The 22,485-nt window shown below is 68.9% G+C and carries 14 protein-coding genes and 1 tRNA gene; 5 read left to right on the top strand and 10 right to left on the bottom strand.

Annotated features, from left to right (window positions below):
• Positions 1-79: 79 nt before the first annotated feature.
• Positions 80-2,125, top strand: a complete 2,046-nt coding sequence (locus LF262_RS04030) for a TPM domain-containing protein (protein WP_235778955.1) — start codon at positions 80-82, stop codon at positions 2,123-2,125.
• A 63-nt stretch (positions 2,126-2,188) separates the two neighbouring features.
• Complete coding sequence (locus LF262_RS04035) at positions 2,189-2,983, top strand: PspA/IM30 family protein (RefSeq protein ID WP_235778956.1); 795 nt, start codon at positions 2,189-2,191, stop codon at positions 2,981-2,983.
• 85 nt (positions 2,984-3,068) lie between these two features.
• On the opposite strand, the gene LF262_RS04040 is transcribed toward LF262_RS04035, so the two are convergent.
• The 3 genes from LF262_RS04040 to LF262_RS17075 all read right to left on the bottom strand — a co-directional run bounded on the left by LF262_RS04040 (position 3,069) and on the right by LF262_RS17075 (position 7,452).
• A tRNA-Met gene (locus tag LF262_RS04040) sits at positions 3,069-3,145 on the bottom strand.
• 71 nt (positions 3,146-3,216) lie between these two features.
• Positions 3,217-6,201, bottom strand: coding sequence for a UPF0182 family membrane protein (locus LF262_RS04045; protein ID WP_235778957.1), 2,985 nt, complete (start codon positions 6,199-6,201; stop codon positions 3,217-3,219).
• Positions 6,202-6,381: 180 nt separating this feature from the next.
• Positions 6,382-7,452 carry a YlbL family protein gene (locus tag LF262_RS17075; protein ID WP_235778958.1) on the bottom strand — a complete coding sequence of 357 codons (1,071 nt, stop codon included), beginning with the start codon at positions 7,450-7,452 and terminating at the stop codon, positions 6,382-6,384.
• Positions 7,453-7,653: 201 nt separating this feature from the next.
• On the opposite strand from LF262_RS17075, the gene LF262_RS04055 reads away from it, so the two are divergent.
• Complete coding sequence (locus LF262_RS04055) at positions 7,654-9,105, top strand: zinc-dependent metalloprotease (RefSeq protein ID WP_235779296.1); 1,452 nt, start codon at positions 7,654-7,656, stop codon at positions 9,103-9,105.
• A gap of 70 nt (positions 9,106-9,175) precedes the next feature.
• On the opposite strand, the gene LF262_RS04060 is transcribed toward LF262_RS04055, so the two are convergent.
• From LF262_RS04060 to nudC, 4 genes are read right to left on the bottom strand one after another with little or no spacing between them, the layout of a single operon-like run.
• Positions 9,176-9,373: a hypothetical protein gene (locus tag LF262_RS04060; RefSeq protein ID WP_235778959.1), complete on the bottom strand. Its 198-nt coding sequence runs from the start codon at positions 9,371-9,373 to the stop codon at positions 9,176-9,178.
• Between the two features lie 9 nt (positions 9,374-9,382).
• Positions 9,383-9,994: a M48 family metallopeptidase gene (locus tag LF262_RS04065; protein WP_235779297.1), complete on the bottom strand. Its 612-nt coding sequence runs from the start codon at positions 9,992-9,994 to the stop codon at positions 9,383-9,385.
• 34 nt (positions 9,995-10,028) lie between these two features.
• Positions 10,029-12,164 carry an ATP-dependent DNA helicase UvrD2 gene (locus tag LF262_RS04070; protein WP_235778960.1) on the bottom strand — a complete coding sequence of 712 codons (2,136 nt, stop codon included), beginning with the start codon at positions 12,162-12,164 and terminating at the stop codon, positions 10,029-10,031.
• A complete protein-coding gene (nudC, locus tag LF262_RS04075) occupies positions 12,161-13,240 on the bottom strand; it encodes an NAD(+) diphosphatase (protein ID WP_235778961.1) in 1,080 nt (359 codons plus the stop codon). Before nudC ends, LF262_RS04070 begins: the two co-directional genes overlap by 4 nt.
• 168 nt (positions 13,241-13,408) lie before the next feature.
• On the opposite strand from nudC, the gene LF262_RS04080 reads away from it, so the two are divergent.
• Positions 13,409-14,521 carry a macrolide 2'-phosphotransferase gene (locus LF262_RS04080; RefSeq protein WP_235778962.1) on the top strand — a complete coding sequence of 371 codons (1,113 nt, stop codon included), beginning with the start codon at positions 13,409-13,411 and terminating at the stop codon, positions 14,519-14,521.
• A gap of 9 nt (positions 14,522-14,530) precedes the next feature.
• On the opposite strand, the gene LF262_RS04085 is transcribed toward LF262_RS04080, so the two are convergent.
• From LF262_RS04085 to LF262_RS04095, 3 genes are read right to left on the bottom strand one after another with little or no spacing between them, the layout of a single operon-like run.
• A complete protein-coding gene (locus tag LF262_RS04085) occupies positions 14,531-17,959 on the bottom strand; it encodes an ATP-dependent helicase (RefSeq protein ID WP_235778963.1) in 3,429 nt (1,142 codons plus the stop codon).
• Positions 17,956-21,162 (bottom strand): ATP-dependent helicase, encoded by a 3,207-nt coding sequence (locus LF262_RS04090; protein ID WP_235778964.1) that lies wholly within the window; start codon positions 21,160-21,162, stop codon positions 17,956-17,958. The genes LF262_RS04085 and LF262_RS04090 overlap by 4 nt, the downstream gene beginning before the upstream one ends.
• Positions 21,159-21,578 carry an MGMT family protein gene (locus LF262_RS04095; RefSeq protein ID WP_235778965.1) on the bottom strand — a complete coding sequence of 140 codons (420 nt, stop codon included), beginning with the start codon at positions 21,576-21,578 and terminating at the stop codon, positions 21,159-21,161. The genes LF262_RS04090 and LF262_RS04095 overlap by 4 nt, the downstream gene beginning before the upstream one ends.
• Before the next feature lie 121 nt (positions 21,579-21,699).
• Here LF262_RS04095 and LF262_RS04100 point away from each other — a divergent pair, with 121 nt between their 5' ends.
• Complete coding sequence (locus LF262_RS04100) at positions 21,700-22,407, top strand: 3'-5' exonuclease (RefSeq protein WP_235778966.1); 708 nt, start codon at positions 21,700-21,702, stop codon at positions 22,405-22,407.
• Positions 22,408-22,485: the final 78 nt, after the last annotated feature.

Genomic DNA, 22,485 nt, shown 5'->3' on the forward strand with positions numbered 1-22,485 from the left:
CGGCAGTTCCGGCGGCGGATGCGCTGTGGGGCTGCTCGGAACCCGAGGCCGTGCCTCACGGCTGAGCGAAGGATGGCGCATGCGTTCGACGGCGAAGACTCTCCTTGCTGCCCTCGCGGCGGCCTTCCTGATGCTCTTTCCCGCAACCGCCACCGCGTGGGCCACGGACCCTGTGGCTGTGCCGTCGGGGACCAACATCGTCGACCCGCAGAATGCCCTTGGAACACGCAGGGCGGACGTCCAGAAGGCCATCTCGGACCTCCTCTCGCAGCACAGGGTGAACCTCTATGTGGTGATCGTGGACTCGTTCACCAATCCCAGTGACCGCGCCGCGTGGGCCCAGACCGTGGTGAAAAACACCGGGATGGGCAGCTCCGACGTCCTGCTTGCGATCGCCACCTCGGGCCAGTACCAGGTTGTGGCAAGCCCGCAGAACACTAAGGTCTACCCCAAGACCTCGACCATCGCGCAGAACGCAGTCACCCCCAACCTCGCCGGCGGGAAAAAGGACTACGCCCAGGCCGCCATCGATACGGCAAAGGCTGCGGGCGATGCCGCGGGTGGCGGGAGCGGGACGGTCTCCTCCGGGGCGGACGCCACTGGGTGGCTGGTGGGCGGCGGCGTCGTAGTTGCCGGAGCCGGTGCCGCCTACCTCATATCCCGCAGGCGCAGGCCAGCCGCTGGGGGTCGGCCCGAGCAGCTCGGTCCGGATCAGGGCGAGCGCGATCCGCTCGCGGGACTGAGCCTGGACGAGCTCCGCAAGCGGGCGAGCGGCGTGCTCGTTCGGGCGGACGACGCGATCCGCTCGAGCGAGCAGGAGCTCGGCTTCGCCGAGGCCTCCTACGGGGGCGACGCTGTGGGGAACTTCACCAAGGCACTCGCGGACGCCAAGGCCCGCATGCGCGAGTCCTTCAAACTCCAGCAGCAGCTCGACGACCACATCCCGGATACCGAGGCCCAGCAGCGCCAGTGGCTCGGCGACATCATCCGCCGCTCCGAGGCCGCGATTGCTTCACTCGCCGAACAGAAGGCCGATTTCGACGCGCTGCGCGAACTCGAGCGGAATGCTCCCGCGGCCCTCGAGGAGATCAGGAAAGGCGCCGCCGAGGCCCAATCGCTGCTCACGGGTGCACAGGGGACGCTCGCCACGGTCGAGGCGAAGTATGCCGACTCCGCAGCCAAGCACATTGCGGACAACATCACTCAGGCCCAGGACCGGCTGGCATTCGTATCCAACGCCTCCGAGACCGCGAAGCAGAAGCTCGCCGAAGGCCAGTCCGGCCCGGCAGCCATCGCCGTCCGTGCGGGCGAGGAAGCGCTCCATCAGGCTCGCGTGCTGCTCGACGCGATCGAGAAGGCCTCCTCGGCGCTCGACGATGCGCAGGGGAAGATCGACCCTGCCCTCGCCGACACCCAGGGCGACCTCGCCGAGGCCAAGGCGATGGCCGCAGGAGGCCAGCACCCTGAGCTCATCGGACCCGCGGCAGCCGTCGAGGCGGCGCTTGGGACCGTGCAGCGAGAGCGCGCGGCCGGCAAAATCGACCCGCTCGCTATGCTGACGCGCATTGAAGCCGCACATTCGCAGCTCGACGGGGCGCTCGCCGGTGTCAGGGACAGGCAGCAGCAGACACAGCGGGCCCAGGCCTCGCTCCAGCAGGCCATCCAAAGCGCCCAGGCACAGATCAGCGCCACGAGCGACTACATCACAGCCCGGCGCGGCGGCGTGGGAACCCAGGCCAGGACTCGACTCGCAGAGGCGCAGCGCAACCTCGACTACGCCCTTTCCATCGCGGATGCGGATCCCATGAACGCCCTCGCGTACGCCCAGCAGGCCAATGCCCTCGCGACCCAAGCTGCCGAGATAGCGCAGCAGGACGTCGGCCAGTTCTCGGGCTGGGGCGGTGGGCCCGGACGCGGGGGCATGTTCGGCGCGGGCGGACTGGGAGGCGCGATCCTCGGTGGAATCATCATCGACTCAATCCTCCGAGGTGGCCATCATGACGGCGGCTGGGGGGACGGCGGCTGGGGCGGGGGCGGCGGCGTCGACGGAGGCTGGGGCGGGGGCGGCAGCGGAGGGGACTTCGGCGGCGGAGGGGACTTCGGCGGCGACGGCGGCAGCTTCTAGGCCGCGCGGGGGATGCGAACGCCGTCCTCCGGTCAGGACTTTCAAACAACGAAAGGGAGCACCATGGTAAAGCAGTCCATCTTCGGGCGCATCGCACAGCTGACCAAGGCGAACATCAACGCGCTGCTCGACCAGGCGGAAGACCCGCAGAAGATGCTGGACCAGATGGTCCGCGATTACACGAACAACATTGCTGAGGCCGAGTCCGCGATCGCCCAGACGATCGGCAACGTCCGCATGCTCGAGGACGACCACGCCGAAGACGTCAAGGCAGCCCAGGACTGGGGCAACAAGGCCCTCGCCGCGTCCAAGAAGGCGGACGAGTTCCGGGCCTCTGGCAACCCGGGTGACGCCGAGAAGTTCGACAACCTGGCCAAGGTCGCGATCCAGCGGCAGATGTCCTCTGAGAACGAGGCGAAGGCCGCTGAGCCGACCATTGCGACGCAGAACGACGTTGTGGACCGCCTCAAGACAGGCCTGGACCAGATGAAGGCCAAGCTCAACGAGCTCACGGCAAAGCGGAACGAGCTCGTGGCGCGGGCCAAGACCGCGGCGGCCCAGACCCAGGTCAACGACGCCCTCAAGAGCATCGACATCATGGACCCCACCAGCGAGGTATCCCGCTTCGAGGAGAAGGTCCGCCGCGAAGAGGCCAAGGTCCGCGGCCAGCAAGAGCTCGCCGCCTCGAGCCTCGACGCCCAGTTCAACCAGCTCGAGGACCTCGGGGAGCAGACGGAGATCGAGGCCCGGCTGGCTGCCCTCAAGCACGGCGCGTCCCCCGCTGCCCTTGCTTCGGGCAGCGGCGCGACTCCGAAGGCTGGCGGTGCAGTGGACGAGGCGGACTTCGGCAAGCTCTAGAGCGAGAGGCTCTGTGCCCGGCTCACGCCGGGACGACACGAGGCCCGGACCATCTGGTCCGGGCCTCGTGGATTCGGCAGTGCCGTGGTTGCGGGGGCAGGATTTGAACCTACGACCTCTGGGTTATGAGCCCAGCGAGCTACCGAACTGCTCCACCCCGCGGCGCACTGTCAACCTTAGCAACTGGCCAACGGCAGGCCAAATCACGCCGAACATTGGGCCACCATCATGCGCTACTTGCTGGGCGTAGGCGTCGGGCTCGCTGTCGATGAGCCCGACGTTCCGCCGCCGGCCGCGGCAACCTTCGCTTCCGCGTCCATGGCCCGCTGGACCGCAGAACTGAGCTTCTGCTGCGCCTCGCCGTACGCGGCGAAGTTGCCCGCCGCGAGCGCTGCCTGGCCATCCTTGATGGCCTGGCTCGCATCCTTCAGGGCCGCTTGCAGGTCTGCCTGTGCGGTCTGCGCCGTGCCTGACGAGGGCTGTGGGCTCGGCGTGGGGGCACCGGCGCTGCTGTTGTTGCCCGAGTCGCCAGCCTTGGCGCCGGAGTTGCCACCGAAGAGGCCGTCGAGGGCCTTGTCCAGCGTCGGCGCGAACCCGATCTTGTCGCCGAATGCCACCAGCACGCGCTGCAGTGTCGGGTAGGACGTGGCCCCTGTGGACTTGACATAGACCGGTTGGACATAAAGCAGTCCACCGCCGACGGGCAGCGTCAGGAGGTTGCCGTTGAGCACCTCCGAGGCACCCTGTCGCAGCAGGTTGAGCGCCTGCGAGACGTTCGGGTCGGAGTTGAACTTGTTCTGCACCTGGCCTGGTCCGGGCACCAGGGTGTCCGTGGGCAACTGGAGCAGCCGGAGCTTGCCGTACTCGGCGCCCTTCACCCCTGCCTTGTTCCCGGCATCAGAGTCTGCGGCGAGGTAGCCGTACATCACCTCGCGGGAGGATCCCCCCTCCACAGTCTGAGGGATGAAGCTCGATGTCAGCTGGAAGGCCGGCGACTTCTGGTCCGGCATCTGCAATGTCATGTAGTACGGCGGCTGCTTGACCCCGCTGGCCTTCACCGTCGGGTCGTTCGGGACACTCCACACGTCGTTGTTTTGGTAGAAGTCCTTCGGGTCGGTGACGTGGTATCGGGTCAGGAGCTCACGCTGGACCTTGAAGAGGTCCTCAGGGTAACGGACGTGGGATATGAAGCCTGCGGACATATCAGAAATCGGCTTGACCGTGCTGGGGAACACCTTCTCCCACGCCTTAAGGACGGGATCCTGGTCGTCCCACGCGTACAGGGTCACGGAACCGTCGTACGCGTCGACTGTGGCCTTGACCGAGTTCCGGATGTAGTTCACGGTCGCCTGGGGCAGCTGCGTGGCCCGCCCCGCGGCCGTCTGGGAATCGGCCGTGACCGCCTGGAGCTGCTGCTGCTGGGAGTAGGGGTAGTACTGGCTCGTCGTGTAGCCGTCAACGATCCACTTCACCCGCCCGTCGATGACAGCGGGGTACGCGTTGCCGTCGACCGTGAGGTACGGGGCAACCTTCTGCACCCGGTCACGGGGGTTCCGGTCGTACAGGATCTGCGAGTTCGCGTTCACACCGTCGGAGAAGAGAAGGTCCGTGCTCTGGAACTTCATCGCGTACATAAGTTTGTTGAAGAAGCCGCCCACGTTGGGGCCGCCGTTCCCCGTGAAGGTGTACTGGCTCTCGCCTGCACCGCCCTGCGGCTTGTCCTGTTCGCGCGGCTGGCTTCCAGCGGCGGCTCCGACAATCGAGTAGTCCGGCGAGTATTCGCCGAAGTAGATGCGCGGCTGATAGCTCTCGTCATTGCCCAGCACCCCAGTGGATGGGATGCCGGACTCCATGAAGACCGGCTTGCCGTCAACGGTTGCCGTATTGCCGTACGCGGCGACCACACCGTAGCCGTGGGTGTAGACGATGTGGTTGTTGTACCAGGACTGCTGGCTCGGCGAGAGGCCGCGGGAGTTGAGCTCGCGGACGGCGACGACGGTGTCTTGGGTCTTGCCGTCAACGGTGTACCGGTCCACGTTCAAGGACGGCGCGAACTGGTAGTACGGGCGGTACTGCTCGAGCTGCTGGAAGGTCGGCGAGACAAGGGTCGGGTCGAGCAGCCGGATGCTCGCGGCGGTCTGCGCGTCCTGGCGCAATGCACCCTGCGTGGCGTCCGTGGTCGCCTTGTACGGCTGCACCTCGACCTTGTCGAGCCCATAGGCGGCCCGGGTCGAGTTGATATTGCGCTCAATGTACGGCGCCTCGGCGCCCTGCTCGGACGGGCGCACCTGAACCTGCTGGATCACCCACGGGTACACCCCGCCCGCGAGGATGGCGGTGATCACCAGCATCGCGGTGCCGATGAGCGGCAGTCTCCATCGCCCGATGACGGCGGCAACAATGAAGAGGACGGCCACAATGGCCGCAGCAATGGCCAAGATGGCCTTGGTGGGGATCACGGCGTTGACATCGGTGAACAGAGCACCCGAGACACGCCCCGACGAGCTGAAGACCGAGCTGTACCGGTCGAGCCAGAAGTTCGCGGCGATGAGCAGCAGGAGCGCGGCGGCGGAGATCGCCAGATGGAGCTGCGCCGCGCGGGCCATGTAGATCCCGCTCTCGCTGATGCGGATCGAGCCATACAGGTAGTGGGTGAGAAGACCAGCGATACCGGCGATGACGACAACGCCGAGCAGGAAGCCGACGATGGCTCCGAGGAACGGCAGGGTCATCACGTAGAAGCTGATGTCGAGGTGGAACAGGGGATCCTGGACCCCGAATCCCTCCTGGTTGAAGAACAGGGCCGCCTTCTGCCACTGGCTCGCGGCGGCCGCGCCGGCGAAGAGCCCGAACACGATTGGCACGGCCGCCATGACGATGCGGCGCATTGGCTCAAGCTGCTCCTGGTAGCGACTCATGGTGTCGTGGCTCGAGGGGTCCGGAGCGTAGACGGGCCGGGCCCCGTAGGCAGCACGCATCACCCCGTAGATCGCACCGCCCATGAGGAGGGCCGCAATCAGGAACACGAGCGCACGCGTGAAGTTCTGCCGGAGGAAGACCTCGACATATCCCAGCTGCCGGTACCAGAGGATGTCCGTGTACAGCTGCGAGAAGAGCACGAACCCAACCGCGAGCACAGCGACGATGACGAGCGTCGGGATCAGCGCCCCCCGACGGCGGCGGATGGCGGTCGGTCTGCCTTCGGGGCGGGATGTCACGGCGTACCTCGTTGTTCTGGGCGAAACTGCTCAGCGCTGCACGCGGACTGGCTGCGGGGCCGGCCCATACACGCGCTTGGTCTAAGTCAAGCACGCCCGGCGCTCAGCGACAGTTCCCGGCCCCGCAGATCACGGCGATAACGATTCGGAGACGGTCCGCGCCTTGTGCCCTCCCCCGCCTCAGCCTGCTCGGCACTGGGGCATTACGGCCGGGTCTCGCCCCTGGGCGTAGCCCTCGACGGCGGAACGCGCTTCGGCAAGCGTTGACACCTTCACAACCGCCAGGCCGTCAGGGACGTGTCCCACGACCTCGCCGCAGTTGGCCGCCGGGGCCAGGAAGAGCGTGGCTCCGGCAGAGCGGGCGCCGTACAGCTTCTGGTCGATTCCGCCGATCGGGCCGACCGTCCCGTCCGGAGTGATGGTGCCCGTTCCTGCGACGTGCTTCCCGCCGGTCATGTCCCCCGGAGTGAGCTTGTCCACGATGCCGAGGGCGAACATCATCCCGGCGCTCGGCCCGCCGACGCGGTCCAACTCGACATTGATGGTGAACGGGAAGCTGAAGGTGTAGCGGATGCCGACCCCGAGCACCCATTTGCCTTGGCTCTGCATCGGAGTCACCGTCTCGGTGACCTCCTTCGCGTCGCGGACAACGACAACCTGGACCGGTGTGCCCTTGGCAGCGGCGAGGGCCTGCTGCACGCTTGCGAGCGAGGCCACCTTGGTGCCTGCGACGCTTGCGAGCTGGTCCCCGACACGCAGCTTGCCCGCAGAAGGCGAACCGTCCGGGACCGACGCGACATTGATCCGCTGCTCATAGGCGATGCCGAGATTCCCCAATGCTGCGGCAACCGAGGTCTGCTCCGAGTCCTGCATGAGGGCCGCGTTCTCGTCGGACACCTGCTGGCGTGTGGTGCCCGGCGGATAGACCACCCGTTGGGGAAGGATTCCGCGCGAGCGGTCGAACCACGATCGCGCAAGGTCGAGGAGCCCGACGTCGCTGTTCGGGCCCCCGTTGACGTAGACCGTTGTGAGGTCGAGCGCTCCCCCCGCAGGATAGGACTCGTGTCCGGTGACCCTGATCACGTCCTTGCCGTCGGTCTGTCCGAGGGTGTTGTACGCGGGTCCGGGCGACTCGACGACGTACGGGACGGGTACGGCGACGACAGTCGCACCGAGCACGAGCGCGGCGAGCGCCGAAGTCACCGCCGCGAAACCCCTGCCCGTTCCCTTGCCCTGGCTGACTGCCTCCACGCTGCCTTCCGTGCTCTCAGATGGCTGGATCCAATGCCGCTCGGGATCTTCCAACGCGGCACGGGCCCAGCCTACGTGCATGGCTGGGCGTGCGCCCGAAGGCCTCTGTGCCGACAGCGAAAGACGCTCGCGCACCCGCGACATGCCCAATGGCGGGGCGGTACCGTGAGGATGTCCTTAGCAGCAGCACTGATCGGCGGCATGATGACCACACCTGAGAAGCCTTCGGGCCACGACGACGAGCCCCAGGACCCCCTGTCCGAGCTCTTCGGACGGCTCATGGGCGGTGCGGGCGCCGAAGGGTTCGACCCCACGGAGATCGCCAAAGCGGCCGGCCTCCCGAGCGATCCGAACCTCCTGCGCCAGATGTTCGAGCAGGTGCAGGCCATGATGTCCGCGCCAGCGGGCGACGGCCCCGTCAACTGGCAGTTGGCCCACGAGCATGCGCGCCGCACCGCCGCGACGACCTCGGATCCGTCGGTCTCGGCGACGCAGAACCGCGAGGTAGACGAAGCTCTCCGCCTCGCAGAGATCTGGCTGGACAAGGCCACCGATTTGCCTGGCACGGGCATCATCGGACGCGGTTGGTCCCGGGCCGAGTGGATCGAGGCCACGATGGGCACGTGGCGCCGCCTTACCGAGCCTGTCGCCAACAGCATCGCGACAGCGCTCTCCACAGCCATCAATGAGCAGATGCCCGATGAGATGAAGGGCATGCTCGGTGGAACGTCCTCGATGCTGACCAACATGGGCGGCGCGATCTTCGGGATGCAGCTCGGGGCAGCGATCGGGGCGCTCTCCGGGGAAGTCGTGAGCTCCTCCGATATCGGCGTACCACTCGTCGACCTCGAGATGGCTCTCCTGCCGGCGAACGTGGCCAAGTTCGGCGAGGGCCTCGGGCTCCCCGAGGGCGATGTGAGGCTGTACCTCGCAGTCCGAGAAGCCGCACACGCGCGCCTCTTCATGCACGTCCCATGGCTGCGCGCCCACCTGCTCGGCGCCATCGAGGACTACGCCCGCGGCATCCACATCGACGCCTCCAAGATCGAGGAGCTCGCCCACGGCATCGACCCGAGCAACCCTGAGTCGATCCAGGAGGCCCTCCAGGGAGGCGTGTTCATGCCGCAACGCACGCCGCAGCAGGACGCGGCGCTGGTCAAGCTCGAGACCGCACTCGCACTGGTCGAGGGCTGGGTGGACGAGCTCACGGCTTTCGCGACCGACAGCGTGCTCCCTTCCGCCGGGGCTCTCCGCGAAGCCGTCCGGCGGCGTCGCGCAACGGGCGGCCCGGCCGAACACGCGTTCGCATCGCTCGTGGGGCTCGAGCTGCGGCCGCGGCGACTGCGTGACGCGGCCACCCTATGGGCATCCCTGACGCAGGAGCGCGGAATCGCAGGCCGTGACGCCATCTGGAAGCATCCCGATCTGCTCCCCACCGCCGAGGACCTCGACGACCCGCGCGGCTTCTCGGCGCGGCGGTCACAGGCCGAGGCCAAGGACTCCGAAGTGGACGAGGCACTCGAGAAGCTACTGGCCGGCGGCTTCGACGAGCCCGCAGCACCGTCCGGGACAGACGAGCCGGACGGGGAAAGCGATGAATCCGAGGAGGGGACGGACGACGGCGGCACTCCCCCTGGTGCGCCCCGCGCCTGACGCTGCCCGGACACAGAGCTGAGAACGGGTCGTCCTGACAAGTCGGGGCGGCCCGTCGGGCTCGGTGGCGTCAGTCGATGTCCTCCACGATCTCGCCGTACGGAATCCTCTCGTCAAGATGTGCCTGGAGCACTTGGGGATCGATCACGACCCGGACTCCCTGCACCTTGTCGGCGGCCGACTGCAGAAGGATCGGTCGGATGGTGTCCACGAACAGCTCGTCGCGGCCGACGAGGTACTTCGCGTAGCTGGCTGGTAGCTCAGTCATGGCCAGATTCTAGGCGCGTTCCTCGTCGTCGGTAAGGCCCCAGTCGTCCCCGTCTTCGTCCGGCTGCCCCGGCCCGTGATGAAGCCCGGCGAACGCCACGCCCGCGAGGAACGCCTTGGCTTCCGCGACACGCGGGCATTTCTCGACGAGACGCCAGAATCCGGGCCCGTGTCCGGAGACGAGAAGGTGGGCGAGTTCGTGGACGATCACATAGTCGATGACCCACTGGGGCATGCCCTGCAGTTCCTGCGAGAGCCGTATCGTCCGCCGGCTCGGTGTGCACGAGCCCCAGCGGCGGCGCTGGTTGGTGACCCATCGGATGGACGACGGCGTGGCCCGGCCGCCCAGATGCGCGCGGGAGAGCTCGAGCGCCCGTGCCATCAGCGCCTCGTCGGTGGCCGAACCGGTGCGTTTGGCCGCGTCCTGCTGCAGGCGCGCGACCATCCGATCGACCCAGTGTGCCTCTTGCGCACGGGAGAAATGCGCGGGGATGGCCACGACTGCCGTGCTGCCCTCCCAGAACGCGGACACCGTCTTGCGACGGCGTGCCGAGCGGCGCACCTCGACCCGGGGGTCCGGCTCCTGCCCGCCGATCCCTTCCCGACTGGGGGAACCTTCCAGCGGCAGGACGGGCTGGGCAGGGGCCGTTGCGCGCTCAGGCCTCACGGAGCAGCTCCAGGACAGCCTCGCCATACCGCTCGAGCTTTGCGCGTCCAACTCCGGCCACTTGTGACAGCTCCGACAGGTCTGAGGGCTTGGCCTCGGCGATGGCCGTGAGGGTTGCGTCTGTGAACACGACGAACGCCGGAACGTCAGACTGGCGGGCTTGCTCGAGCCGCCACGCGCGGAGCGCCTCGAAGGTGGCCTCCTCATAGCTCGGCGGGCAGTTCGAGCAGCGGCCCACCTTGCGTTCAGCGCCGGTCGAGAGGATCGCTCCGCACACGCGGCAGGCTGCGGGGCCCTTGAGCTCACGCCGTCTCCGGGCGCCTCCGGCGGATGCTGCACCAGAGTGCGAGGACGTGCTCCCGGCCGGGCGGAGCCCGTCGAGGAACCGGGACGGCCGCCGGTGTGCCCGGCCGCCGGGGGTGCGGGAAAGTGACCACGACAGGTGCAGGAATTCCCGGGCCCGGGTGATCCCCACGTAGAGGAGCCGCCGCTCCTCGTCGATCGTCACCGGGGTGTCGGCGAACGAGATGGGCACGAGCCCTTCGCTGAGGCCGACGAGGAACACCGCGTCCCACTCGAGGCCCTTGGCTGCATGGAGGGAGGCGAGGGTAACGCCCTGGACCGCAGGGGCATGCTGGGCGGTGGCCCGCTCCTGGAGCTCAGCGACGAACTCAGCTAGGCCGAAACCCTCCCCTCGCGCGGCGGACAGCTCGTCAGCCAAGGCCACGAGCGCTGCCAGCGACTCCCACCGCTCGCGGGTGGCGCCACCACCCGCCGGGGCCTTCTCGGAGTACCCCAACGAGGAGAGGACGTCACGCACCCGCTGGGCCACCGGCACGCCGTCGTCCGCCTCCGCCCGGGCCGCGCCGCGCAGCTGCAGGAGGCCATCGCGCACCTCGCGCCGGTTGAAGAACCGCTCGCCACCGCGCAGCTGGTACCCGATCCCCCCGGCGGCGAGCGCCTGCTCGAATGCCTCGGACTGCCCGTTGGTTCGAAAGAGGACAGCGATGTCCTTCGGTTGCCTCCCAGCCGCGACGAGCGCGGAGATCCGACGGGCGACGGCGGCCGCCTCCGCCTCGTCGTCGGCGCATTCTGCAAACTCCGGCTCGGGGCCGGCGGCCCGCTGGGCCACAAGAGTGAGCGGCTGGGCCCAGCGGGCATCGGCAGCGGGTCCAGCAGGCCGTCGAGAGGCCAGCAGCTGGTTCGCGAGCCGGACCACCTGCGGGCTCGAGCGATAGTCCCGCACGAGCCGGATGATCGCGGCATCCGCGTGGTGCTTGCCGAATTCGAGCAGGTGAGCGCTCGATGCGCCCGTGAACGAGTAGATCGTCTGGCTGGCGTCCCCCACCACACAAAGCTCCTCGCGCCCGCCGAGCCAGAGCTCGAGGAGCCGCTGCTGGAGCGGGGACACGTCCTGATACTCGTCGACGACGAAGTACCGGTACTGGTCGCGGACCGTCGCGGCGACCTTGGCATCCTCCTGGAGGATGCCCACGGTGATGAGGAGCACGTCCTCGAAGTCAATCAGGTTGCGGTCGACCTTGACATCCTCATATGCCTCGAACAGGCGCGCGACGGTGGCCTGCGGGAGGCCCCCCGGCTCGCCGCGGCCCTGGGCGCCATCGAGGTACGTGGACGGCGTGAGCATCGAAACCTTCGCCCATTCGATCTCCGAGGCCAAGTCTCGGATAGCCGCGCGGTCCACGGTCAGCCGCAGCCGGCGCGCGCCCTCCGCGATGGTCTGGGCCTTGTGCTCGAGGAGGCCCGGCAGCGCCCCGCCCACCGCCTGGGGCCAGAAGTACTGGAGTTGGCGAAGGGCAGCTGCATGGAAGGTGCGTGCCTGCACGGCCGCCACGCCGAGGTCGCGCAGCCGGCCGCGCATCTCAGCCGCCGCACGTGCGGTGAAGGTGACAGCCAGCAGCCTCTGGGGCGAGTAGACGCCAGTATGGACGCCATAGGCGATCCTGTGGGTGATCGCCCTGGTCTTGCCAGTCCCCGCGCCAGCGAGCACACAGACTGGGCCATGGAGCGTGGTCGCCACCTCGCGCTGTTCCTCATCGAGCCCGCCCAGCAGGCGATCCTCGAGAGTACCGCTCTCGGCCCCCAAGGCGCCGACCTCGCTCATTCCGTCGCCGCCAGGACCGGCTCCGCGATGTGGTCACCGAACCATTGCTCGATGAGGGCACGCGAGATCGAGAGGCGGCTCGGCAGCGTGATCTCACCCGATCCGACCGCCGTGACGAGTTCCTCGCGGCTGAACCAACGGGCGCGCAGCACCTCGGCGCCATCGGGCTGCGCGATCGTGTCCTCAGTGTGTGCTGTGAAGCCCAGCATGAGCGAGGCAGGGAAGGGCCACGGCTGCGAGCCGAGGTACTGGCACTCGGTCACGCGCACCCCGACCTCCTCGAGGATCTCGCGCGCCACGGCCTGCTCGAGCGACTCCCCCGGTTCCACGAATCCCGCGAGGGTCGAGAACATGGTTGAGCGCATTCGTGCCCCAGTCGCCAAGAGGAGTCGATCGTCGGCCCCAACGACCGTCACGATGATGGCCGGGTCGGTCCGGGGGAAATGCTCCGAGCCGTCCTCCGGACAGAGCCTGACCCAGCCGCTCTGCACCACCTCGGTGGCAGCTCCGCAGCGCGGACAGCGTGGATGGGCCCGGTGCCAGTTCGCGATGGCCGCCGCCTCGAGGAGAATCCCCGCCTCGACGAGGTCAAGTCCGGGACCGGATTCCCGGAACCCCGCCCAGTTCGTGTTCTCCGGCAACAGCGAGGCGCCCTCTGCAGCCGGCTCGGACATGACGGCCGAGACGGGCTCGACCGGCTCCGGGAGGACCACGAGGACTACGTCGGCACCCGGGTCCGCCTGCGCCGTCGTGCGCTGCTGGGGAAGCTGGCCGAGGTAGACGACGAGTCCGCCGAGCCATGAGGCGGGAAGCAGATGCGCGGGCAGGAACGCCAAGTGCGTTCCCACGTGCGCAGCCCGGTTCTGGGAATAGAGCACCGCCAGTGTGCCGGGGTGGCGCACGACGGCGCCGAGGAAGTTGGGGTCGGCTCGATCGGCGGACCGGCGGTCGAGTGCCTCGGCGCTGACCGGCAGGAGCCGCTCGGCGAGCCGTCCCGCCGTGGGGCCTGTCCCATCGAACGCTGAAAGGGCAGTGCCGGCCGATGGGTCGAAGGACGGGAGCGGTCCGGAAGTCATACCCACTACGGTACGCAGGGCCTCCGACAGTCGCACAACCGGCTCCATACGGCATGTGGAGAACCGACCCGGCCGCGCCCTGTGGCAAGTCCCACCCTAACGGGCCATTGGAAGGCGCCTCGGCGTGGGACCGTGATCCTGCAGGGATGCCGGGCTAGCGTGGAGAAGGTGAAGCGCACTCCTTTCGAGCTGGCCGCCATCGCCACCGCCGCCGTCCCCGGGCTCAGGCCCACGGCCGCAGCGACCTCCCCCGACGACGCCACCGACTTCGACGCGGCGCTCCTAGTGACCGCCGACGGCCGGCGCTGGCGCATTCGCTGCCCCCGGGGAACCGAGGCGAGCGCCCGGCTCGAGACGGAGATGACGGTGCTGCGTTCCTTCGAACCGTCGGTGCGGGCGGAGCTGCCGTTCCAGATGCCTGCTGTCGCGGGCACCGTGCGTATGGACGGGCTCACGACATGCGTCTACACGAACCTCACCGGAACGGTCCGCGACCTCGAGGCGCTCGCCACCGGCAGCGAACGTCTTGCCCAGGACATCGGTGCGACGCTGGCGGCCATCCACGGCCTGCCGAGGTCGGTCGTCGACGGCGCCGATTTGCCCTCCTACACGGCCAACGGCTTCCGGCAGCGCCGCCTCAATGAACTCGATCAGGCGGCCACGACCGGGAAGATCCCCCCTGTGCTGCTGCGCCGGTGGGAGCAGGCAATGGAAGACGTGACTCTCTGGAGGTTCAACCCGACCGTTGTCCACGGTGACCTCCATGAGGACAACATGCTCGTCGAGGACGAACGAGTCACGGCCGTCACCGGCTGGACGGATCTCCGGATCGGTGACCCTGCGGACGACTTTGCGTGGCTCGTGGGCTCGAATGAGCCGACGTTCATCGACTCCGTCCTGACGGCGTACCACGCGGCGCGCAAGGAGCCCGTGGACTCGCAGCTCGCTCGCCGCGCTGCCCTGGCCGCTGAGTTCGCCCTCGCGCAGTACCTCGTCAAAGCGCTCGCGTTGGGCGACCGTGCTGCAGCTGGCGATGCCGAGCAGATGCTCCGGGAACTGGCGGCGGACATCGAGGCGAGCGAGGCAGCCGCTGCGTCCGGGCCGGCGACCGGCGACGACGCAGCAGACGAAACGCAGGCCTCAGTAGCCGCGAACTCCGACGGCGCCGGACACTCCGGGAGCTCGTCCGCCCGCGACGCCAGCGCCGACACTTCCCCAGAGGAGGCCAGCCTAGACACTACTGCCCTGCCGGTAGTCCACGGCCAGAGGGCAGGTGCCTAGCGAACCTCGCTAGGCACCCGGAGCCAGCGCAGCAGCGACGAGCGACTCGAGCTCGGCCTCGCCGGCGAGCCTACCCGGCCGTATCACAGTGCCGTCCGCCAGATAGCAGAACGCTGCGCGGATCGCCTCGAGCGGGGTCCCCGTGAGGCGTGACCAGGCGAGCCGGTACACCGCGAGCTGGACCGATCTGTCGCTGATCTCAGCTCCCTTCGGCGGCTTGCCGGTCTTCCAGTCGACAAGATCCCAGCCGCCGTCCGCATCGCGGAACACGGCGTCGATGCGGCCGCGAACGACGACGGGCCCTACCCGGGTTTCGATCGGCACCTCCACATGGGCTGGCCTCCTGTGGGCCCATTCAGTGCGCTTGAACGCCGTGACGAGGGCGTCGAGCTCGTACGCTTCGTCGACGTACTCGTCGGAGCTGTCGAAGCCTTCGAGATCGAGCATGGCGCTCGTGCCAAAGTGCTCCTCCACCCATGCGTGGAAGGCCGTCCCACGGCGTGCGGCCATTCCAGGCCGGCGCGGCACGGGCCGTCTCAGCTGCCGCACCACGGCCTCCCGGTCCTCGCCGAGTGCCACGAGAGTCGAGGCGGAGATGTGCTCAGGGAGCCTTACTCCAGAGGTGTCGCGCGTCCTTGCACGCTCAGCAAGCAGCAGCTCGGCCTCGCGCGCCCACCCGGCTGCGCGGCGCGTCGCGGCCCCCTCCGGTCGGCGTCTTCCATGGAGCTCGGCGAGGACCTTCGCCGCCGCGGCCTCGACGGCATCCCTGCGGCCCCGGGTGAGACTTCTTCGCAGCCCTGTCGCGGTGTCGATAGGACCCTCGAGGGGGTCATAGGGCCAGACAGACCGCTCGGCCTCGGCCCGAAGGGGGTTCTCCTGGGGAAGATCGGCGTCCTCCGCCCACGCGATGACCTCGAACCCGTTCGCCTCTGCAGCGGCGCGTAACTCTTCGAGGAACGGGGATGCCTCCATAGGTTTGGTCCTGGTGCTGCTCCACGCGAAGCCGCTGGCCACGAGCAGCGAACGCGCCCTGGTGAATGCGACGTAGGCGAGACGGCGGTCCTCCCGTTCGGCATGTTCTGCGGCGTCCTCGGCGAACAGCTTCTCGGCGTCCGCCAAGCCCTTCTGGTGCGGCTGCTCGGTGTCCCAAACGGGCAGGTCTGCGGCGTCACCGCGGAGCGGCCACGGCAGGGATGCCGCGCCGCTCGTCCACCTGTCGTTGCCACCGGAAGGGAACATGCCTCGGTTGAGGCCCGCAACGGCGACTGCATCCCACTCGAGTCCCTTGGATGCGTGGACAGTGAGCAGCGCAATGGCACCGGGAGCCGGCTCCCTCGGGCCTGTCTCCAGCCCGGACTCCTCCTGCGCGGCAGCCTCAAGCCACGCGAGGAACGACAGCAAGCTGGCCTCGTGGGACTGGGCGAGAAATGAGGCCGCAGCCTCAGCAAACGCATCGAGGTTCCGCCGCGCCTCATGGACCGAGGTACCCGGACGTGCGGCGAGCTCGATGTCCAGGAGCAAGGCGCGCTCCACCTGAGAGATCACGGTGCCGAGGTCGTCTCCAGCCACCGAGCGCAGTGTCCGCAACTCATCGCGAAAGCGTGCCAGCCGGGATAGGCCCTCCGAACTCAGGCTCCTCCCGGCACCGGACGTCCATCCCGGGCGCGGAAGGCGGTCCAGCGCCTCGATGAGGCTCGCGGCATCAGCGAGATCGCCCTCCACAAGGATCTCATCAGCGCTGCCCGGGGCATCCAGGTCCTGCTCGCCCGGTCGGGCCGCGGACGCCCTGAGCGCCGCGAGATGGCGTGACCAGTCGGCGAGCGCCATGAGGTCCGCGGGTCCGATCCTCCATCTCGCCCCCGCCAGGAGGCGCATGAGGGCGTCGGACCGGCCGGGGTCGGCGATGACGCGCAGGGTAGCGACGAGGTCGACGATCTCCGGGGTGTCGAGCAGGCCGCCGACGCCGACCACCTCGAACGGCATGCCGCGCCGCTCGAACTCGCCCCTGATCACCGAGAACTGCGACCGCTTGCGGCAGAGGACGGCCATCGTAGGACCTGATTCGACGCCTGTTCCCTCGCCATAGGGCCAACCGCGCTTGAACGCCTGAAGCTCATCGGCGACGGCGGCCGCTTCCTCGCGCTCGTCGACGAACCTGCCGATGCGCACCCTTCCGGCCGCGGCGCCCGGACGAGGTTCGAGGCCCCGCACGTCCACACGCGCGGAGCCTGTCAGAAAGGCAGGCGGCTGCGCGAGGGGTGCGGCGACGATGTTGGCGGTGCCGAGCACAGTGGTCGAATTACGCCATGCCGTGGTGAGGTGAGAAGTCCACGCAGGTGCGAGCACATCCTCCCGCGTGATCCGTGGGAATACCCGGGGGAAGCTCTCCAGCTGCCCCGCGGACGCGCCGCGGAAGCCGTAAATCGACTGGTTGGGATCGCCGACCGCAGTGACCGCGTGCCCTTCTCCGAACAACGAGGAGAACAGCACGAGCTGGGCATGGGACGTGTCCTGGAACTCGTCCAGGAGCACTGTGCGGTACTGGCCTCGCAGAAGCCTGCCCGCCTCGGGCACGGTAGCCGCGACGCGTGCGGCGAGGGCCACGAGGTCGCCGTAGTCGAGGACCCCGCGGTCACGCTTGGCGCCGGCATACCGCGCCGCGAGCCGGGCTACGAGCGCCCGGTTCCGCAACGTCTTCAGCAGGCTCCCTGCAGCAGCCGGCTGCCGTCCACCGCGGCCCCCGGCGGGAAGCTCCTCGAGGCGGGCTGCCTCATTCTCGAGCCATTCGCGGACGCTGTCCGGCTCACGCAGGTGCTCGGCGCATTCACCGGCCATCTGGGTAACGGCAGCGATGAGCGTGCTCTTGGCGGGGAAGCCGTCCCACGTTCCGCCGTCGTACGCTTCCACGACGCGCGCCGCCAGCTGGAACGATTGCGCCGGGCCGAGCAGCACGGCATCCCGCTCGACACCGAGTCGGATTCCATGGTCCTGGACCACAGTGTTGGCGAACGAGTGGTACGTGGACACGGCCGGATCGAGCGACTGTGGATCTGCAGCGGCGGGGGCAATGCCCTCGACACCTCGGCGGACCAGACGTGTGAGCCGGGCGAGCTGTGTGCGGATGCGCGCCGAGAGTTCGCCGGCGGCCTTCCGTGTGAAGGTGACGCCAAGAACCTCGTCCGGGCGCACCCAGCCGTTGGCCACGAGCCACACGACGCGATCGGCCATGGTCGCCGTCTTCCCGGAGCCGGCCCCAGCAACGACGAGGCGCGGTTCGAGCGGGGAGCAGATGATCTCGGCCTGCTGCGATGTCGGTTGGTGCTGGCCCAGGAGGTCGGCGAGCTCCTCGGGGCTGAAGCGCGGCTCGGGGAGACGGGTCTGCATCGGGTCCGGGGCCTCCCCGAGTCCCTGTCCGGCCCCGGCGGTCTCGGCGCTCATTCGGTCACCTGCCTTCCCCGAACGCACAAAGGGCAGATGTCGGGGAGCCGACACCCGTCCATGAACCCGGTGCCCGGCTCATGGCGCGCTTCGAAGGAAGCCCCGGACATGATCTCCGCGGCGCGCTCCACCAGCTGGATCGCCCACGCTGCGTCCCCGAGTGCCGCCTGCTGCTGGACGGTCAGCTTCGCCGTCCCGTCGCCGAGCTGGACGAGTTCGGCACCCCCGGCAGTCCGGCTCCGTGTCGGCTCCGAGCCTTCCTCGTCGAAAGCGCCCGCTGCGACGGCGACTTGGTACGAGGCGAGCTGGGCATGCTGCTCGAGCTCGGTGGCCTTGGGCTTGCGGCGCCCGGTCTTGAGGTCCACCACAACAAGCCGGGCGTCGTCGTCGACCTCCAGCCTGTCCACTTGCCCGCGCAGCACCGTGCGGGCCGCGATCTCGGCGCTCCCCACTCCATTCAGGCTTGCGGCGAAATCCATCTCGACACCGAGGAGCTCGCGCCCGTTCGTACGGACATACTCGGCGAGTTTGCGAACCATGGCCGTGGCGCGCTCGAAATCGAGTTCGCCCTCCCATGTATCGCCGAGGCCGAGGCTGGACCAGCGGCGTCTGAGCTCCGCAAGGTAGTCCGCCGGCGTCCCGCACGGGAGGTCTTGGGCGATGCCATGCACGAGGGTCCCCAGGCTCCGGGCGAAATCAGTGGCCGCCTCTCCCCCGGCTGCTTGGACGAACCAGTCGAGAGGGTTCTTGGAGGCAGTCTCGACCTTGGATGGCGAGACATATACCGTGCCGTCGGGCGGCACCACGGGACTCGTGCTGCTCAGGGGCGCGAGCCCATACCACTCGTCGGGATGTGCGCCTGGCGCACCGACGGCTACCAGCTCGGCGAGGAGGCCGGCGGCGAACGCCGCGTCGGCGGCGTCGGACTCCACCGCCTGCCTCAGCTCCGCGACGAGGGGCCGCAGGCCGAGCGTACGCGGCACCTCCGTGAACGGACGCACCTCCACGCCTTCGCGCAGCGGTGCGACGAGGTCGAGGAACGGGGACGGCACCTCGTCTTCAGCGGACGCGCCCGTACAGACAAGCAGCTCGGAGGCCCGTGAGATCGCCGCCGAGAAAGAGCGCAGCTCGTCGTAGCGGATGTCCTTCAGCCTCGCCCGCGGCGTCACGAGCAGCGCCGAGACAACCCCGAGATCAAGGCAGTCCGCGAAGAGCGTGCTGCCGAGGAGCTCGCCGCGCAGTCGCGTGTTGGGCCAGACCCCGTCCTGGAGCCCCGCGACGAACACGAGGCGCCACTCGCGGCCGGCCGCGGCCGCCGGGGTGAGAAGCTCGACGGCGTCCTCCGACTGGGCGCGTGGTGCAAGCGTGTCCATGGGCAGCTCCTGCTCGGTGAGGTAGTCGAGGAACTCGCCAGGGGACGCGCCCGGAAGTCGGTCGACGTAGCGCTCCGCCATGTGGAACAGTGCCATGAGGGCGTCCAGGTCCCGGTCGGCGCGCATTCCCAGCGGTCCTCCGGACAGCGCGAGCCCGTACCAGCGCTTCGAGAGTCCTGCAGCGTCCCACACGGCCCACAAGACTGTCTCGGCGGTGGCCCCGGGTTCCTCGGCCGCAGCCCTGCCGCGGGCAATCATGCGGGCGACCCTCCGTGCAGCGCTGGCCTCAAGTCCGAGCGCGTCGAGGGTTCCGGGAACGTCGAGGGCCTCGGTCAGGAGGGCATCGCTCGCGCGGCCCCCTCCCGCAGAGAGCTCAAGCTGTCTCAGCGACTGACGGAGGCGGCGCAATTCGAGCGCCGACGCTCCACCGATGCGGGAGGTGAGCAGTTCCACGGCCACCTCCGCCGTGAGCGCCTCGGGCTGGAGGGCCACGCGGAACGCTGTCAGCAGAGGCCGAACGGCCGCCTCGTCGCGCACGGCCGTCTCAGCCATCGGCACCTTGACGGGGATGCCTTGGCCGGTGAGGAACCGCTGGACCTGGTCGAGCTTGGCCCCGGATCGGACGATCACCGCCATCTGCCCATACTCCGTCCCGCCCATCAGGCGCGCGTCCTGGATACGGTGCGCGAGGTATCGCAGCTCGTGGAGGAGAGAGTGCAGCACATGAGCTTCCGCGCCGGGACCGCCGGGGTCGGGCACCATCGCGCCCACGAGCTGGCGGGCGGCCTGCCCCCCGGGCACAGTGGAAATGCGATGCGCAACTCGTTCCCACGCCTCGGCGACTCCCTCGGCGAGCCGGTGCGACGTCGTGAGGGAGAGTTCCGTGAGGCTGCCCAGGAGCGCGCGCAGGCTGGGTACGAGTTCGGGACGAGCTCCCCGGAATCCCTGCACGACGACGTCCGGTGCGGCGGTCACGATCACGTCACGCCCCTCGCAGAGCACAGCGAGCAGCTCGAGCACGGATGGGCTCGACTCCTGCACGTCGTCGACGCAGACGAGCTCGAACCGTGCCCGCTCCTGCGCGAGCAGCTCGGGATCCTCGGCGAGGATCAGACGGGCCGCGGTGATGATCCCCGCAGGATCGAAGGCCTCGGGCATGCGGAGTTCGATGACGTCGCGGTACTCCGTGTAGAGCTGGGCGGCCGCGATCCACTCGGGCCGCCCTGTCCGCGCACCGAGCTCGGCGAGCTCATCCGCGGTCGTGCCGTACTCCGTGACGCGGTCGAAGAGCTCCCGGACTTCGTGCCGGAATCCACGTGTGGCAAGTGCAGCCTCGAAGCCCGCAGGCCACCTCGGTCCGCTACCTGAGGCCCGATGCCCCTCGAGGAGCTGTTTGACGATAAGGTCCTGTTCCGCGCCTGAGAGCAGACGCGGAGGCCGCGGCAGCCAATCAAGGCGACCCTCGGCACGGGCGCGGCGGATGAGGTCGAACGCGTAGGACTGCCAGGTGCGCGCCGGAGGGGCACTGAGGCTGCGGTCCATCCGCGCAGTGAAGGCATCGCGGAGCCGTGCGGAGGCGGCGCGCGCCGGCGCCAGGAGCAGCACCCCGGCCGGGTCGACGCCGTCGCGCGAGACCCTCGTGACGGCAGACTCGACGAGCACGCGGCTCTTCCCGGTGCCCGGACCGCCCCACACGAGGACAGGCCCGCTGCCGCGCCTGAGCTCGAGTACCTGCTCCTGATCCGGGGAGGGCGACCAGGCCTCCGCCGCCGGATGGGCGGCGGGCTCGAGGAGCGTCAGCTGGGGCACCGAGGAGGGGAGCGCGGTCATGGACCCATCCCACCGTCGGGGTCCGACAGTTCTCGACATCGGGAACGTGGCCCGTGGAGCCGGCTCTGAAGGAGGTCGGCGATCTCCTCGACGGTGTCGAGCTCGTCATCCGTAGGCGTCCATCTGGCCTGGCGGATATCCACGCGCCAGGCACCGCGGCCTGGGCGACCGCGAAGCGGTGTGCCTTCTTCCACGTAGTGACGGAGAGCACGATCCTCGAGGGCGTCCGGTGCGGCGCCGCTTGCCCTCAGGACGCGCCACCAAGCCACTTGGGCGCCGTAGCGGGACATGACCGCGCCGACCTGCCGGGGGCCGCCGGCTCCCAGGAGTTCTGCCACATCGCCGTAGGCAACGACGCATCCGTCGGGGACGAGCTCGACGACGGCCAGAACCGCTTCGACGAACTCCTCCCGCATCCCTCCACACTAGTTGGCGGAGGGCGCACGACGGCGCTCCCCCGCCGTCCGCTAACGGGTCCGGACCTGAGTCGGCGCGCCTCGACGAGAAATGTCGGTGGAGCCGCCTAGCGTGTGAGCCATGACGTGGAACATCGAGCCCCGAGCAGCCTTCGACCTCGAGACCACGGGGCGCGATTCGCGCGCTGCGCGGATCGTCACAGCGAGCATCGTGGTGCTCGGCGCCGACGGCAGGGTCGCGGCCGAGCACGAGTGGCTCGCCGACCCGGGAATCGAGATCCCGGCAGAGGCCGCAGAGGTGCACGGTGTGACTACGGAAAAGGCCCGTGCCGAGGGCCGTCCTGCCCGTGACGTCGTCGCGGAGGTGGCCTTGACGCTACAAGATCTCTTCGACCGCGGCGTGCCCGTCGTGGCCTACAACGCTGCGTATGACTTCACCGTCATGGCCGCCGAGTGCGCCCGGCATGGCCTCGCCCAGCTCACACGATTCCCTGTCCTCGACCCCTATGTGATCAACAAGCAGGTCGAGCGGTACCGCAAGGGCAAGCGGACATTGGTCGCGCTGTGCGAGCAGTACGGTGTCATTCTCACGGACGCCCACAGTTCAGCGGCGGATGCGCTTGCGGCCGCCCAGCTCCTCGACGCCATGGCCTCGCGCTTCCCTGAGCTCCACAGGCCGGCCGCCCATCTGCACCGAAGCCAGATCGACTGGTCGGCCGCGCAGGCCGCGGACTTCGAGGCCTACCTGCGGCGGACCAAGCCCGCAGCCTTGGTGGAAGGCAATTGGCCGGTTCTGGCGCCGCATGATGCTGGGCAGAGCGGCTTCTGAGGGCCTTACCCCATTGGTGTAGCCCACGGCAAGGGGTTGCCCTCTGCTGCGAGGGCTACGGACCCGACCCTTCAAGAA

The organism is Sinomonas notoginsengisoli, assembly GCF_021554725.1.
GTDB classification, from domain to species: domain Bacteria; phylum Actinomycetota; class Actinomycetes; order Actinomycetales; family Micrococcaceae; genus Sinomonas; species Sinomonas notoginsengisoli.

What these genes read in the sequence shown, in the direction of transcription:
- LF262_RS04070 (WP_235778960.1), bottom strand. Translation starts at nt 12,164, where the DNA reads ATGAGCGAGGTCGGCGCCTTGGGGGCCGAGAGCGGTACTCTCGAGGAT.
- LF262_RS04060 (WP_235778959.1), bottom strand. Translation starts at nt 9,373, where the DNA reads ATGACTGAGCTACCAGCCAGCTACGCGAAGTACCTCGTCGGCCGCGAC.
- LF262_RS04030 (WP_235778955.1), top strand. Translation starts at nt 80, where the DNA reads ATGCGTTCGACGGCGAAGACTCTCCTTGCTGCCCTCGCGGCGGCCTTC.
- LF262_RS04100 (WP_235778966.1), top strand. Translation starts at nt 21,700, where the DNA reads ATGACGTGGAACATCGAGCCCCGAGCAGCCTTCGACCTCGAGACCACG.
- LF262_RS04035 (WP_235778956.1), top strand. Translation starts at nt 2,189, where the DNA reads ATGGTAAAGCAGTCCATCTTCGGGCGCATCGCACAGCTGACCAAGGCG.
- LF262_RS04085 (WP_235778963.1), bottom strand. Translation starts at nt 17,959, where the DNA reads ATGAGCGCCGAGACCGCCGGGGCCGGACAGGGACTCGGGGAGGCCCCG.
- nudC (WP_235778961.1), bottom strand. Translation starts at nt 13,240, where the DNA reads ATGACTTCCGGACCGCTCCCGTCCTTCGACCCATCGGCCGGCACTGCC.
- LF262_RS04055 (WP_235779296.1), top strand. Translation starts at nt 7,654, where the DNA reads ATGATGACCACACCTGAGAAGCCTTCGGGCCACGACGACGAGCCCCAG.
- LF262_RS04090 (WP_235778964.1), bottom strand. Translation starts at nt 21,162, where the DNA reads ATGACCGCGCTCCCCTCCTCGGTGCCCCAGCTGACGCTCCTCGAGCCC.
- LF262_RS04095 (WP_235778965.1), bottom strand. Translation starts at nt 21,578, where the DNA reads ATGCGGGAGGAGTTCGTCGAAGCGGTTCTGGCCGTCGTCGAGCTCGTC.